Consider the following 15,794-nt stretch of genomic DNA (forward strand, 5'->3'; position numbering starts at 1 on the left):
CTAGTTTGAGCGTGACGTCATTCTGACAACGTATGACGTCACGCGCTGCGCTCGTTCACGCGAACGCGCTAATACACGATCCGCACGACTGAAACAGAGATTGAAGCAGAGGCTGATGCAGTGATTGAAGCGGCAATTGAAGCGGTGGCTAAAACAGTGACCGAAGCTTGAACGGCCGAAGCCAAAGAAGCCAAAGCCGAAGAAGCCGAAACCAAAGCCACCCCTCGCTCACCGCTGCATCGACTCCCAAACCTTATACAAACGCTTCACCGAAACCGGCATCGGCGTTCGCAACTCCTGAGCAAACAGTGACACCCGCAACTCCTCCAGCAGCCAGCGAAACTCCGACAAACGCGGATCCAGCACCCCTCCGCGTTGCGCGACCGCTCGCTGATAGTTTTGCAGCAACGGATGAAACTCGGCGAACTGTCGGGCATCGCGTGCGGAGTCAGCCTTCAGTTTGTCGACCCGCAACGCAATCCCCTTCAGGTAACGCGGAAAATGCGCCAACTGAGCGTATGGCGTATCGACGACAAAACGCTTGCCGATCAAGCCGTCAAGCTGACTCTGCATGTCGGCATGGGCCGCCGTGAACGACTTCGCCTGCACCAGCTTTTTCGTCACGCTCGCGTATTCAGTGAGTATCTGCCCCACCAGACGAGCAATTTCCTGCGCCAGCAACGTCAAACGGCTGCGCCCTTCGTCCCGTCTCGTGTGGAAGCCGACGTCATCGGCAGGCAGTGGATCCTGGAGACAGGCACGATCGAGCGCGGTGTCGATCAACTGATCGCGCAACTCCTCCTGGGTACCGCGCGGCATGAACTGCATCGCCATTTCGCGCAGACCTGGCAGATTCTTTTCCGGATACTTGATCGGTTCCTTCAACTGCAGCGCGAACAGCCGACGCAATCCCGCGCGATGAATCCGCGCGGCTTCATCGGGCGAATCGAACACTTCGACATCGCAATGCGTGCCGCGATCCACCAGTGCCGGATAGCCGAACAAGGTCTGGCCGCCACGGCGAATTTCCAGCAACTCGGGGAGCTTGCCGAAATTCCATGTCGTCAGTTTTTCGTACAGCGCCGTGCCCGCCGCGCCCTCTGCCGACGTGGTTTGCGGACCGGACACAGCCGCGCCTTTGCCACGCTGTGCAGCACCGGCGCTTGCCGCACCGCCCGTCTGTGCAGGCGTCGCAACACCTCCGCCACCGCCCGCATCCGCCAATGCCGCACCCGCCGCACCCGCCGCAATCTTCTGAAAATGCTGCTGCGCCTGGCCGCCCAGTTCGGCGCGCAGTTGCGACATATTGCGGCCCATCGCGAGCTGTCGTCCGTGCTCGTCGATGACCTTGAAATTCATGAACAGATGAGCCGGCAATGTTTCGAGCTTGAAGTCCGACTGCTTCATCGCGATCTGGGTCTGTTCGCGAATATCCGCGATCAACGACTCGAGCAAACCGCCCGCGCCAAAACGCGCACCGCTCTGCCGCTCGGCAAACCCCGCCGCGAATTCGGGCAGCGGCACGCAATGGCGCCGCAACTTTTGCGGCAACGACTTCATCAGCAGTTGCGCCTTTTCCTTCACCATGCCGGGCACGAGCCACTCGCAGCGGCGCGCGTCGACCTGATTCAGCGCATACAGCGGCACGGCGAGCGTGACGCCATCACGCGGCGAACCCGGCTCGAAGTGATACGTGAGCGCCATCTCGACGCCCGCCATCGTCATCCGTTTCGGGAACAGATCCGTCGTCACGCCAGCGGCTTCGTGGCGCATCAGATCGTCGCGCGACAGGTACAGCAAGCGCAGCTTGTCCTCGGGCTGAGCGCTCCTTTTCACCTCGTCGCGATACCAGCGCTCGAACGACGCGCCGGTGTAGATGCCGTCCGGCAGCGCCTGATCGTAGAACGCAAAGATCAGCTCGTCGTCGACCAGCACGTCCTGGCGACGCGACTTGTGTTCCAGTTGCTCGATATCGGCGAGCAGCTTGCGGTTGTGCGCGAAGAACGCGAGCTTCGTATCGAACTCGCCTTCGACCAGCGCGCCGCGAATGAACAACTCCCGCGCGCGCGCCGGGTCCTGCTTGCCGAAGCTCACGCGCCGACGGTGATAAATCGGCAGGCCGTACAGCATCGCGCGCTCGAACGCGGACACCTGCGCCGCGCGCTTCTCCCAATGCGGCCCGGACAGCGACTTCTTCAGCAGATGCTCGCCGATCTTCTCGATCCACTCCGGCTCGATCTTCGCGATGCAACGTGCGTACAGCCGGCTCGTCTCGACCAGTTCGGCGGCCATCGCCCACTTGCCCGCCTTTTTCACCAGCGCCGAGCCCGGCCACAAATAGAACTTGATGCCGCGTGCGCCGAGGTAATACGGCTCGTCGTCGGCTTTGAGGCCGATGTTGCCGAGCAGGCCGGTCAACAGCGCCAGATGGATCTGCTCGAAGGTGGCCTCCGCTTCGTTCACGCGCCAGCCGTGCTCGCGCACCACCGTCAGCAACTGCGAGTGCACATCGCGCCATTCGCGCAAACGCAATTGCGACAGAAAGTTCTTGCGACATTCCTCATGCAACTGCTTGTTCGACTTCTTGTGCGCGATCGCTTCTTCGAACCAGTTCCAGATTTTCAGCCACTGCAGGAATTCCGAGCGCTCGTCGGCGAACCGCTTATGCGCCTGGTCCGCCTGCTCCTGCGCCTCGATCGGCCGGTCGCGTGGATCCTGCACCGACAACGCGCTCGCGATGATCAGCACTTCCTTCAGCGCCTGCTGATCGCGCGCGGCCAGAATCATCCGGCCGACCCGCGGATCGAGCGGCAAGCGCGCGAGTTCGCGGCCGAGTGGCGTGAGCTGGTTGTCGTCGTCGACGGCGCCGAGTTCGTTGAGCAGTTGATAACCGTCGGCGATGGCGCGGCCCGGCGGCGGCTCGATGAACGGGAAAGTTTCGATCGCCGTCAGATGCAGCGACTTCATCCGCAGAATCACCGATGCGAGCGACGAGCGCAGAATTTCCGGATCGGTAAAGCGCACGCGTCCCTGGAAATCGCTTTCCTCGTACAGGCGAATACACACGCCATCGGCGACACGGCCGCAACGCCCCGCGCGCTGATTCGCGGCAGCCTGCGAGATCGACTCGACCTGCAGCTGCTCGACCTTGTTGCGGTACGAATAGCGTTTCACGCGCGCCAGGCCCGTGTCGACCACGTAGCGAATCCCCGGCACCGTCAGCGAGGTTTCGGCAACGTTGGTCGCGAGCACGATACGGCGTGCGTTCGACGTGCGGAACACACGCTCCTGTTCGGCCGCGGATAAACGCGCGAACAGCGGCAGGATTTCCGTGTGCGGAGGATGGTGTTTGCGCAGTGCCTCGGCGGCATCGCGAATCTCGCGCTCGCCGGGCAGGAACACCAGCACGTCGCCGGGGCCTTCGCGACAGAGTTCGTCGACCGCATCGACGATTGCGTCCATCAGATCGCGATCGGTTTCGCGCTGACTCTTCGGGCGTTCACGCGACGACGCCGTGCTCGACGTGCCCTGCGCCGCCTTGACCGCCGGACTGTCTTCGACGACCGGCCGGTAGCGCACCTCGACCGGATACAGACGGCCACTGACTTCGATCACCGGCGCGGGCTTGTCTTCACGGCCGAAATGCTGCGCGAAACGGTTGGCATCAATGGTCGCCGAGGTCACGATCAGCTTCAGATCGGGGCGCTTGACGAGAATTTCCTTCAGATAGCCAAGCAGAAAATCGATGTTCAGGCTGCGCTCGTGCGCCTCGTCGATGATCAGCGTGTCGTAGGCCTTCAGCAGCGGATCGGTCTGCGTTTCGGCAAGCAGGATACCGTCGGTCATCAGCTTGACCGATGCGCCCGGCGACAGGTTGTCGGTGAAACGCACCTTGTAGCCGACCACTTCGCCGAACGGCGTGCCGAGTTCTTCGGCGATACGGCGTCCGGTCGCCGATGCAGCGATCCGGCGCGGTTGGGTGTGGCCGATCAGACCCGAGCCGCCGGCGCCGAGGCCACGCCCGAGCGCAAGGCAGATTTTCGGCAACTGGGTGGTCTTGCCGGAGCCGGTTTCGCCCGACACGATCACGACCTGGTTTTCGGCGATCGCTTTGGCGATCTCGTCGCGACGGCCGGAGACCGGCAGCGCTTCGGGGAAGGTGATTGGCGGAATCGGATTGGGTTCGACGACGCGCTGCGCGCGCGGCGGCCGCTGGTCGCGCGGCGGGCGTGGCTCGCGCGAGCCATCCGGTGCGCCCGCTGGTCGCGAATCACGCTGACCGGCGTTGCGCTCAGCGCCGCTCGCTTCAAGCGGCGCCCGGCCGGATTTCTGCGGCGCGGGCATCACGCCCGGCGTGTCGCGACGCGACTCAGCGTCGCCCGCTGACGCACGGGCTGGTTGATTCGCACGAGCGTTGTCACGTGACGGCTGATTCGAACCCGATCCTTGCGCGGACTGCGCGTGCCGCTCGCCGTCGCGTGATGGACGGTTCGGCACTGACGCCCGTACAGGGCGAACGTTTTCCGCACCGCCTCGCTGCGGCTGATTCGAATCCGATCCCTGCGCGGACTGCGCGTGCCGCTCGCCGTCGCGTGATGGACGGTTCGGCACTGACGCCCGTACAGGGCGAACGTTTTCCGCACCGCCTCGCTGCGACTGATTCGAATCCGATCCCTGCGCGGACTGCGCGTGCCGCTCGCCGTCGCGTGATGGACGGTCGGGCGCTGCCCCCCGTACAGCGCGAACGTTTTCCTCGCCGCCTTGCTGCGGCTGATTCGAATCCGATCCCTGCGCGGACTGCCTGCGTCGCTCGCCATCTCGCTGCGGCGGGTTCGCTCCTGGTGCCTGTCCGCCCTGTGCGCGTCGCCCACCGGCCGGTTGCTGCTGCCCCTGACCACTGACATGCGCGGCCGGGCCGCCTGCCTCGCCGCCTCGCTGACGCTGCTCGCCGTGCTGTGCATTCTGCTTGTGGCCCCGCTCATCGCGTGAACGGCGGCCGCCCTCGTTATGCGCAGACGGCGACCGCGAGTCACCGCCGCCCAGATTCGCGGTCGCGCCAGCGCTAGCGCTAGCGTTTGCACCTGCACCTGCACCTGCACCTGCACCTGCACCTGCATCATGCGGCGCCTGACGCGGATTATCCGGTTGCTCCGACGCCCGCGCGCCCTCGACCGCACGGCGCGCGTCGCGCGCCGGGTCCGGCGGGTTGCTTTGAGCGTCCTGCGCAGGGCGGCGATGAGCGTCGCCGGAGTTCTTGGGATCGGCGGCCGAAGCCGGATTCTCGTTCGCCGCAGCGGGACTTTTGGGTACATTCGACATGGGTGCGCATTATAATCCCCGGCATGAATTCCCAAACCGACCTCGTCCCCGCGCCCGCGAGCGTTCCGGCCCCCGCCGGAACACCGGAAGATCTCGCCCAGCATGCGCAATTCGTCGACTGGATGCGCTCAGTCGCCCCTTACATCCATGCGTTCCGCAACAAGACCTTCGTGGTCGGTTTCGGCGGCGAAGTGGTGCATCAGGGGCTCCTGAATGCGCTCGTGTCCGATATCGCGCTGCTGCAGGCCATGGGCATCCAGATCGTGCTGGTACACGGCTCGCGACCGCAGGTCGAAGAGCAGATGAGCCTGCACGGCGTGGAGTCCGAGTTCTCGCACGGCATGCGAATTACCGACGCACGCGCGCTCGAATCCGCGAAAGAAGCGGCTGGCGAAGTGCGTCTGGATATCGAGGCGGCGATCAGCCAGGGCTTGCCGAACACGCCGATGGCGCACGCGCATATCAGCGTCGTGTCGGGCAATTTTGTGACAGCGCGTCCGGTCGGCATTCTGGACGGCGTCGACTTCGCGCACACCGGCGTGGTTCGCAAGATCGACGCGGATTCGATCCGCCATTCGCTCGCGAGCCGCAAGCTGGTGCTGTTGTCGCCGCTCGGCTTCTCGCCTACCGGCGAAGCATTCAATCTGGCGATGGAAGACGTAGCGTCGGCTGCGGCCATCGCGCTGCGTGCCGACAAGATCGTGTTCCTGACCGAAACGCCGGGCCTGATGGAAGTCGGCGAAGAAGGCCCTGAACTGGTCCGCGAACTCTCGCTCGACGACGCGTACAAGCTGCACGAAAGCGGCGAGGTCACCGGCGACGCGGGCTTCTACCTGAAGCATTCGATTCGCGCGTGCCGTGGCGGTGTCGCGCGGGCGCACATCATTCCGTATGCGCTCGACGGCAGCCTGCTGCTCGAACTATTCCTGCACGATGGCGTGGGCACCATGATCTCGTACGAGAACCTGGAAAGTCTGCGCGAAGCGACGCCGGACGACGTCGGCGGCATTCTCTCGCTGATCGAACCGCTCGAATCGGACGGCACGCTGGTGCGGCGCGGGCGTCACCAGATCGAGCGCGACATCGACCATTTCTCGGTGATCGAGCACGATGGCGTGCTGTTTGGCTGCGCGGCGCTGTATCCGTACACGCAGGAGCGCATCGGCGAAATGGCCTGCCTGACGGTCGCGCCCGAAGCGCAAGGCACCGGCGACGGCGAACGCCTGCTCAAGCGCATCGAGCAACGCGCGCGGGCACGCGGCCTGACGCGCATTTTTGTGCTCACCACGCGCACCGAACACTGGTTCCTCAAGCGCGGCTTCGTCAAGGTCACGGTCGACGACCTGCCTGAAGATCGCCGCCGACTCTATAACTGGCAGCGCAAGTCGCTCGTGCTGATGAAACAGCTCTGAGCGTCGCCCTATCAAGCGACTGCCCGCCCCAATACCGATTAAAGGAGAAGCACAGCATGACTCGTATGGTTCAATGCGCAAAGCTCGGCAAGGAAGCCGAAGGCCTCGATTTCCCGCCGCTGCCGGGCGAACTCGGCAAGCGGATCTACGAAAGCATTTCGAAGGAAGCCTGGCAGGCATGGTTGAAGCAGCAGACCATGCTGATCAACGAAAACCGCCTGAACATGGCTGATCCGCGCGCGCGTCAGTACCTGATGAAGCAGACCGAAAAATTCTTCTTCGGTGAAGGCGCGGATACCGCGCAAGGGTATGTGCCGCCGTCGGCCTGATCGAACGCGCTAGCAGCGTCCGAGGGTGTAGGAAGCAGAAAAATCCGCGCGTTGAGCGCGGATTTTTTTTGGCCGCGTGGTTTTGCCTGTGCCGGCTTGTGTCCTCTTTTGCTTCCGCTCGCCTTTGCCTGCCTCTGCTTGCCGCTGCCGCCTTGTCCCCGCGTCACCTCGTGCCCGCCCGCGTCACCTCGCGTCGGTAACCACCAGCTCAACTCAGTTCCGCAAATTCCTAGCCGCAATCCCACGCTTTCCGCCCTCTCCGTTGCCGAAACGCTTGCCCGAAAATGACCTAAACAGTCCATCCCAAGCCCGTTTTTAAGCCCCCTTTGCACACTGTCACAATCCGCCGGAATCCCCCACCCCGCAAGGGATTCAGCGCCCTCACCCAGCCCCATCGCAGCCCTTGGGTTTGCACGATCCTCCGTCATCGTGCTATCATGTGCCTCGTTCCAACAGCAATTCACCTTCATTCACGTTCTTTTCAATTTGGCGCGCAACACGTGTGCGAGCCGGAATCGAACAGTTTTTATACAAGAAGGCTCGTCGGTCGTTTCTCCGTTTCATGTCACTGCGTGGCACTGCATGAGCGGCGGATAAAGCAACCGGCCTTTTTCGTTTCAAGCCTTCCAGCGGCGCATGGGCCATGCTTCCAGCCACCCCAGCGTCCTCATGCATCTGCCCCCCTTCCACGGCCACGCAGGTGCAACAGCAAGCACAATCTAGACGAGTGTTTTTTCGCGAAATGTCTCGCGAGGCACGGGCGTTCTGCTTCTCTTTGCGCGTCCATCCCCACTTCATTGCCGGAGCCGGCAATGCAGCTGCTATTGCCTTGCTCTCGAAATTGCACTTCCCCAGCACCCGTGGCGGAACGTTCATGCGCAACATGAGTTTCGTCGCAGTCATTGGAGTTTTCACCTTGACCGCTTCCAGCAACGGCTTCTGGCGACACCACAAAGAAGAACAACGCCTCTCCCTCGACGACATCACCGTGGTCGACAAATCCCTCCTCAAGCGAGCCGTCGGCGCGATGGCGCTCGGCAACGCAATGGAATGGTTCGATTTCGGCGTGTACAGCTACATCGCTGTCACGCTTGGCAAAGTGTTCTTCCCGTCGGCGAGTCCGGCTGCGCAGTTGATCGCCACGTTCGGCACATTCGCCGCGGCGTTCCTCGTGCGCCCGGTCGGCGGCATGGTGTTTGGGCCGCTGGGCGATCGAATCGGACGTCAGCGCGTGCTGGCGATGACCATGATCATGATGGCGCTCGGCACGTTCGCGATCGGCCTGATTCCGAGCTACGGGTCGATCGGCATTTTCGCTCCGGTGTTGCTGCTGGTCGCGCGTCTGGTGCAAGGCTTCTCGACCGGTGGTGAATACGGCGGCGCCGCGACCTTCATCGCCGAATTCTCGACAGATAAGCGCCGTGGTTTCATGGGCAGCTTCCTCGAGTTCGGCACGCTGATTGGCTATGTGCTCGGTGCCGGCACGGTGGCGGTGCTGACCGCAACGCTGTCGCACGACGCGCTGCTCACGTGGGGCTGGCGTGTGCCGTTCCTGATCGCGGGTCCGCTGGGTCTGGTGGGTCTGTATATCCGGATGAAGCTCGAAGAAACGCCCGCGTTCAAGAAGCAGGCCGAAGAGCGTGAAGCCGAAGACAAGGCAGTGCCGAAGCAGTCGTTCCGCGAGTTGCTGATGCAACAGTGGAAGCCGTTGCTGCTGTGCGTGGGCCTCGTGCTGATCTTCAACGTGACCGATTACATGGCGCTGTCGTATCTGCCGAGCTATCTGTCGGCCACGCTGCACTTCAACGAAACGCACGGTCTGTTCCTCGTGCTGCTCGTGATGGTGCTGATGATGCCGATGACGCTCGCCGCCGGCCGTCTGTCGGACACGATCGGCCGCAAGCCGGTGATGCTGTTCGGTTGCGTGGGTCTGTTCGCGCTGTCGATTCCCGCGCTGCTGCTGATCCGCATGGGCACGGTGTTGCCGGTGTTCAGCGGCCTGATGATTCTCTGCATGCTGCTGTCGTGCTTTACCGGTGTGATGCCGTCGGCACTGCCGGCCTTGTTCCCGACGAAGATCCGTTATGGCGCGCTCGCTATCGGCTTCAATATTTCGGTGTCGCTGTTCGGCGGTACGACGCCGCTGGTGACCGCGTGGCTGGTCAACAGCACCGGCAATCTGATGATGCCCGCGTACTATCTGATGGGCGCATCGCTGATCGGCATCGTGTCGGTGCTCGCGCTGCGTGAAACGGCCCGCAAGCCGCTGCTCGGCTCGGGTCCGTGTGTGGCCACGCGTGCCGAGGCGCATGCGGTGCTGCGCGGCGAGCGTGAAGCCGCGGAGATGGATGAGGGTTATGCGGCCGCGGCTACCGCGCGTGCGTAATGGCGCGGTTGAGTCGCGCGGTGGAAAGCCCCGCGACTCGTTGTAATGGATGTGCTGCGGCGCTTCGGCGCCCGGCTTGAATCAGCACCCCAAAAAAACGGGCCGGCAAATTATTTTGCCGGCCCGTTTTGCTTTCTAGTCACGTCAACAGCGAATCAAAGCTCGCCTTTACCTGCGCACCCTCAACGATCAACATTCCGGCGCAAACCGGCAGCTTGAACCGCCGTGGGCCCGCGCTGCCTGGATTGATGAACAGCACGCCGTCGCGCTCGACGATAGACGGCTTGCGCGAATGGCCGCTCACCACCACGCCGATACCCTCACCTCGCAGATCGCCGCCCAGATCGGCGATATCGTGAACGATGCGTATCTTCACCTGCTGCACGGTCAGCGTTGCGTGCGTCGGCAGCGACGTGGCCCAGTCGCCGGTGTCGTTATTGCCACGCACGGCGGTGACCGGCGCGATCTGCATCAGCGCATCGAGCACTGCCTCGTTGCAGATATCGCCCGCGTGGATGATCGCGTCGCAACCGGCAAGATACGCCAGCGCTTCGGGGCGCACGAGGTTGTGCGTATCGGAGATAAGTCCGATGCGCGTGATTGAAGAAGCCGGCTTGAGAGAAGTCATGCTGTCAGTATCGGCGAAACATCGCGATCAAGTTGGCTGGCACCACACACGTCGGCACATCGGCACATCGGCACATCGGCACATCGGCACATCGGCACATCGGCCAGCGTGCCACGCAGCCCACGCGCGCGCGTCACTCCTTCATCAAATGCTCGATCCGCTGGTCCGGCACCAGCCACCATGCGGCGACGAGCGTATACAGGACGGCCGAAGCCCACGGCACCACGAAAGCGAGCCCGACACCCACCAGATAGACCACCACCGACACCTTGCCCTTGAAGTCGCTGCCCAGCGCCTTGGCCAGCGTGGAGTTCTCGTCGTGATTGCCGATCAGCGTGCGGGTCAGAATGAAATACGCGATCGCCGACATGAACAGCACGACGCCGTACAACGCGGTCGGCCAGGAGGCCATATGGTTTTCGCCGACCCAATGTGTGACGGCAGGCAGCAGCGAGAGCCAGAAAAGCAGGTGGAGATTCGCCCACAACACCGAACCGTTGACCTTCTGCACCGCATGGAACATGTGATGGTGATTGTTCCAGTAGATGCCGACGTAGATAAAGCTCAACACGTACGCGCAAAACACCGGGATCACCGGACGCAGCGCCGCGAGGTCGAAGCCTTCGGGCACTTTCAATTCGAGCACCATGATCGTGATGATGATGGCGATCACGCCGTCACTGAAGGCTTCGACACGTCCCTTGCCCATCGTTGGGTTTCCTGATGATGAATGATGAATGCGGTTGACAGTACCGCCCGCCGGCGCCTCGTTGACGAGGCGCGCTGCCGATTATCCGCGATGCCGTGCGGCTTTGTCGATGCGTGCGCCGACGCGTGCCTCGACGCATGCATCGACTCATGCATCGACTCATGCATCGACTCACGCATCGACGCGGCTGCCTGCACGCGTAACAATCCCCCACCGCCGACGCACTCCCCGCGCACCAGCCATCCTCAATGGCTAGCTACCCGACACCGGGCGGGCAATAAACCGCGATCCACACACTCGGCTCGTGATCGCTCGTCGACGCGACCCGGTGCCGGCAATGCGCGTCGATCAGCACGTGATCGCCTGGCTTCATTGCATGCAGTTCGGGATTGCCTTCGAATTCGAGCGTCGCCGCGCCGCTCAGCAGCACGACCCACTCGGTACGCGGACTGTCGTACCAGAAGTCCGGCGGACTCGCGTGCCCCATCGACACGATGCGCTCGATCGTCACGCCGTCCTGCTCGACCAGCGCGTCGATCTGTTCGTCCGGGGCCTTCGGCGTGAAGGCGTCAAACAGGTTGCCGCCGATAGGCGCAGGTCGGGTCATCGATGAGATTGCCCGCCGCTCATTTCATCGGCTGTAGCCGGTCGAGCAGAGTCGGCACCAGTTCGCTGATGGTCGGGTGAATGTGCATCGCGTATTGCAGCGTCGGATACGGCGCGCCCGCAGTCATGATGTCGATGAACGTATGGATCGCTTCGTCGCCTTCAATACCGTGAATCGCGGCGCCGAGAATTGTCCTGCTGTGCGCGTCGACCATGACTTTCATGAAGCCATCGGTCTCGCCGCGTTCATTGGCACGGCCCACGCGCGACATCGGCATGGTGGCGATCAGCGCGTCTTTGCCCGCGTTGCGCACCTCGGCCTCCGAGAGCCCGACGCGCGCAAGCGGCGGATCGACGAATACCGCGTACGCCATGATCCGGGTATCGACGCTGCGCGTGCCGCCATCCAGCAGATTGCCCGCGACGATATGGAAATCGTCATACGACGTGTGGGTGAACGCGCCGCGTCCGTTGACGTCGCCAATCGCCCAGACGCCTGGCACGTTGGTGCGCAACTGGCCATCGACCGGAATCGTGCCGTGTTTGTCCACGGTGATGCCGGCCGCTTCGAGGCCCAGGTCGTCCGTGTTCGGCTCGCGGCCCGTGGCCAACAGCAGGTGCGACGCTTCCATCGCCGGAATGTTCTGCTCAAAGCCAATGCACACATCGTTCTCGCGATGCGGATGCGGCTCGACCCGCGACGGCTGCACGCCAAAGCGAAACTCGACCCCTTCCCGAGCCAGCACCTTCTGCACCGACGCCGCGAAATCAGCGTCCTCGCGAGTGAGCACACGTTCGCCGCGCACGAGCACGGTCACGCGGCTGCCGAAACGCCGAAAGATCTGCGCGAATTCGAGCGCGATATAACTGCCGCCGACAATCACCAGATGCTCCGGCAATTCCGTCAGTTCAAGCAGATTGGAGTTGGTGTAATAACGAATCCGCTCGATGCCTTCGAGCGGCGGCACCACCGCGCGCGTACCGGTGTTGATGAAGATTTCATCGGCGCTGAGTTCGTCGGTCACCGCGCCATCCGCCCCGCTGATGGCAAGCGTATGCGCGCCGGTAAAGCGCGCATGGCCATTGAAGACGGTGACATTCGCCGCGCTGCGCAGCCATGTTTCGACGCCGTCGCGCGACTGCCCGATGATGCGATCCTTGCGCGCCTTGACCGCAGCCAGGTCGACACTGACCGAGCCGCTTACCTGCACACCGAGTTCCGCCGCATGACGGGCGACGTGCGCCGCGCGGGCACTGGCCACATAGGATTTGGTCGGCGTGCAGCCGACGTTCACGCACGTGCCGCCAAACGCCGCGCGTTCGATCACCGCGGTTTTGCGGCCGCTTTCGCCGAGACGGACTGCGAGCGGCGAGCCGCCTTGTCCGGTACCGATCACAACTGCGTCGAAATGCTGTGGCATGGCAATTCTCCCGGGGCTGGGGGGCAGGTCGTAGCATCTTACCCTCAGTGCTCCGCGCCGCCATACCCTGTTGCCATGCCGACGTGCTGCGATATCAGCAGCCGCCTGACGCCTGCCGTTTCAGGTCATTTCAGGTCATACATGGCAATGCGCGGCGCAGATCAGCGCGCGCGAGCGTTGCAGCGCGGCCTGCGCGCCACGGGCGGCGACCACCCAGCCGACCTGCCCGAGATTGAAGTCCTGCGACACCATCACCTGCATCAGCGCGACCATCGGCAGGACCACCGAAGGCCGGTATAGCTGATTCCTGATCAATTCAGACATCACTGCTCCCATCGCGCGCTGCCGCAACGGCTGTGCGCTCCACTTACATTGTCGATGGAAGGATTTTAGGGAGAACGCGTGTGCGGATAAATACCGGGAAAGCGAAGGCACTTGTTTGGGAAACTGAACAATCAGACCGCGCAATCTGCGCGGAAGCGCTGCTGCGCAACGCTTGCCAGCAGATGGCCGGGGCTAGCCCGCGTCGGCCATGCCCATCTGCGCATCGCACAAACTGCGTGCATAGGCGCTCGCCCCAACCGGGCGGCTGTACAGATAGCCTTGTTGCTTGTCGCAGGCAATCGACCTTAGAAAGGCGGCCTGCTCGGCCGTCTCGACGCCTTCCGCCGTGACGTTCATGCCCAGCGAGTGCGCCATGGCGACCACCGCCTGCGTAATCGCAATCGAATCCCGGTGATCGGGCAAACCTGCGACAAACGAACGGTCGATCTTCAGGTTATGCAGCGGAAAGCGCTTCAGATACGACAGCGATGAATAGCCGGTGCCGAAGTCGTCGACGGAAATGCGCACGCCCATCGCGCTCAGCGCGGCCAGCATGGGGAGCACGGATTCGCTGTCGCTCATCAGCAGGCGTTCGGTGATCTCCAGTTCGAGCGCTACCGGTTCGAGCCCGGATTGTTTGAGACAACGTTCGACCCGCGCGAGCAGCCCGTCATTGAATTGCCGTGGCGACAGATTCACGGCGACGATCAGATGCGGCGCCAGCGTGCGCCGCCATTGCGCGACCTGCTGACAGGCTCGCGCCAGCACCCAGTCGCCGATCTCGATGATCAGACCGGCGTCTTCGGCCACCGGAATGAACTCCGCCGGCGACACGTTGCCCAGCTCGCTGTTGTACCAGCGCAGCAGCGCTTCCGCGCCGATGGTCCGGCCGTCCTGACTGTCGACGATCGGCTGGTAGACCAGGCTCAGCTCGTTGGCGGCAAGCGCGCGGCGCAGCGACTGCTCGATGTTAAAGCGGCGTTGCAGATGCTGGTTCAGCTCGGCGGTGAAGAACTGGAAGTTGTTCCGGCCGCGCTGCTTCGCGTGATACATCGCCGCGTCCGCATTGCGCAGCAGCGTGGCGACATCGTGACCGTCGTCGGGAAACAGGCTGATGCCGATCGACGCCCCGAGGTAGTACTCGTTGCCCGCCACGGCGAACGGCACCGAAATCATGTCCAGAACGCGATGCGCGAGGCCGATCAGATGGCCGGTGTTTTCGTAGTTGCTGTTGACTATCACGAACTCGTCGCCGCCCACGCGCGCGAGCGTGTCTTCGCGACCGATGCACGCGGAGAGCCGGTCCGCGACCCGGCATAGCAACGCGTCGCCGGCCTCGTGACCGGCGGTGTCGTTGACCTTCTTGAAGCCGTCGAGATCGACGAACAACACCGCGACGCTGACCAGATCGCCGAGATTGTCCAGCCGGCCGGGCTCGACCATCTCGCGCATGCGCTCCGTCAGATAGGCGCGATTGTAGAGGCCGGTGAGCGAGTCGCGCGTAGCCAGAAATTTGAGTTGCCGTTGCGCTTCGCGTACCGGGCCGATATCGGAGAACGAAATCAGTACGGATTCCGGTTCGGTGTCGCCAGGCCGGATGATCGGCACGACATTCTCGGTGATCCACACGATATCGCCGGCGATCAACTCCAGCCCGACGGTGACGCCGAGCATCGGTTTGCCCGATGCCAGCACCAGCGCGGTCGGGCGATCGCTTTCCTTCACCAGCGTGCCGTCTTCCTGAAACACGCGCGTCATCACCGTGTCGATACTGCGGCCGACGATCTGTGGAGTGGCCCGCAACATGCGTTGCGCGCTCGGATTGCAGGCCAGAACCAAGCCGCTGCGCGACTGCACGACGATGCCTTCGCGCAGATGATCGACCACCAGCCGGTGATGCTCTTCGCTATGTGCGAGACGCTGCGCGATGGCGTCCTGATGAACCGCAAGACCGACGCTGTTGCCGATGTCGCGCAACATCGCTTCTTCTTCGAGGCTGGGACGGCGCGTGGTGCGGTAGTAGACCGCGAATGCGCCGAGCACCACACCGGCATCGTTCTCGAACGGCACCGACCAGCACGCGCGCAAGCCGACTGACAGCGCCGGTTCCCGGTAATCGGCCCACAATGGATCGGTTTCGATATCGTCGACGACGACCAGACGGCGCTCGTACATCGCGGTGCCGCAGGAGCCCGATCGCGGACCAATCAGGAGGCCGTTGACGCGGGCGCTGAAGTGCGGCGGCAGCGACGGTGCGCCGCCGACTTTGGCGTGCATGCCGTCGGCGTCGACCAGCAGGATCGAACAGGATGCGCCAACGCCCAGCAACGCTTCCGCGCGCCGGCAGACTTCGTCGAGCAGCTCAGGCAACGGCGTGTTGCGGGTAATCAACCGCAACACACTGCGCTCCGACGCCAGCACCTCTTCGGCGAGATGCTGCCCGTAGCGCATACCCTCAGGCGTCGCTTTCATCGTGCCATCTATCGTGCCATCTGATGTCGCATCGCGATTCATTTGTGCGCCCCCCAACCCAACATCGGCAAGTTAGTGTACGTGGCACACCGGGGTTTACGCTATTCCGGTGAAGAATATTCTAGATGCATGACAGACGACTGGTGGCTTGTGATAGGCAAGCGTTTGCGCGGGTCGGACTTGCTCCG

The 15,794-nt window shown here is 63.2% G+C and carries 11 protein-coding genes; 3 read left to right on the top strand and 8 right to left on the bottom strand.

All coding sequences use genetic code 11. From position 1 onward, the window contains the following. Window positions 1-228: 228 nt before the first annotated feature. Window positions 229-5,319: an ATP-dependent RNA helicase HrpA gene (gene hrpA, locus LMG28727_RS15370; RefSeq protein WP_236591916.1), complete on the bottom strand. Its 5,091-nt coding sequence runs from the start codon at window positions 5,317-5,319 to the stop codon at window positions 229-231. A 23-nt stretch (window positions 5,320-5,342) separates the two neighbouring features. On the opposite strand from hrpA, the gene argA reads away from it, so the two are divergent. Then, the gene (gene argA / locus LMG28727_RS15375; RefSeq protein WP_201643185.1) at window positions 5,343-6,731 is read left to right on the top strand and encodes an amino-acid N-acetyltransferase; all 1,389 of its coding nucleotides are present in this window, start codon (window positions 5,343-5,345) and stop codon (window positions 6,729-6,731) included. A 56-nt stretch (window positions 6,732-6,787) separates the two neighbouring features. Next, window positions 6,788-7,060 carry an oxidative damage protection protein gene (locus tag LMG28727_RS15380; protein ID WP_007181244.1) on the top strand — a complete coding sequence of 91 codons (273 nt, stop codon included), beginning with the start codon at window positions 6,788-6,790 and terminating at the stop codon, window positions 7,058-7,060. A gap of 435 nt (window positions 7,061-7,495) precedes the next feature. Here the strand turns inward: LMG28727_RS15380 and LMG28727_RS15385 are convergent, their stop codons facing one another. After that, a complete protein-coding gene (locus LMG28727_RS15385) occupies window positions 7,496-7,963 on the bottom strand; it encodes a hypothetical protein (RefSeq protein ID WP_201643186.1) in 468 nt (155 codons plus the stop codon). Between LMG28727_RS15385 and proP the strand changes: the two genes are divergently transcribed. Further along, the gene (gene proP, locus LMG28727_RS15390) at window positions 7,944-9,446 is read left to right on the top strand and encodes a glycine betaine/L-proline transporter ProP (protein ID WP_236591950.1); all 1,503 of its coding nucleotides are present in this window, start codon (window positions 7,944-7,946) and stop codon (window positions 9,444-9,446) included. The genes LMG28727_RS15385 and proP overlap by 20 nt on opposite strands. Before the next feature lie 139 nt (window positions 9,447-9,585). Here proP and LMG28727_RS15395 read toward each other — a convergent pair whose 3' ends face one another. The 6 genes from LMG28727_RS15395 to LMG28727_RS15420 form a co-directional block, all read right to left on the bottom strand. Continuing rightward, complete coding sequence (locus LMG28727_RS15395; protein WP_201643188.1) at window positions 9,586-10,074, bottom strand: metallophosphoesterase family protein; 489 nt, start codon at window positions 10,072-10,074, stop codon at window positions 9,586-9,588. A gap of 133 nt (window positions 10,075-10,207) precedes the next feature. Continuing rightward, a complete protein-coding gene (locus LMG28727_RS15400; RefSeq protein WP_201643189.1) occupies window positions 10,208-10,783 on the bottom strand; it encodes a TMEM175 family protein in 576 nt (191 codons plus the stop codon). Window positions 10,784-11,039: 256 nt separating this feature from the next. After that, window positions 11,040-11,390: a cupin domain-containing protein gene (locus tag LMG28727_RS15405; protein ID WP_201643190.1), complete on the bottom strand. Its 351-nt coding sequence runs from the start codon at window positions 11,388-11,390 to the stop codon at window positions 11,040-11,042. A gap of 19 nt (window positions 11,391-11,409) precedes the next feature. Further along, entirely contained in the window at window positions 11,410-12,810 is a 1,401-nt protein-coding gene (locus LMG28727_RS15410) for an FAD-containing oxidoreductase (protein ID WP_201643191.1), read from the bottom strand. Window positions 12,811-12,945: 135 nt separating this feature from the next. After that, entirely contained in the window at window positions 12,946-13,134 is a 189-nt protein-coding gene (locus tag LMG28727_RS15415; RefSeq protein WP_201643192.1) for a hypothetical protein, read from the bottom strand. Window positions 13,135-13,326: 192 nt separating this feature from the next. Next, on the bottom strand, window positions 13,327-15,648 hold the full coding sequence (locus LMG28727_RS15420) for a putative bifunctional diguanylate cyclase/phosphodiesterase (protein WP_201643193.1): 2,322 nt from the start codon (window positions 15,646-15,648) through the stop codon (window positions 13,327-13,329). Window positions 15,649-15,794: the final 146 nt, after the last annotated feature.

The organism is Paraburkholderia metrosideri (assembly GCF_904848625.1).
Lineage (GTDB): Bacteria > Pseudomonadota > Gammaproteobacteria > Burkholderiales > Burkholderiaceae > Paraburkholderia > Paraburkholderia metrosideri.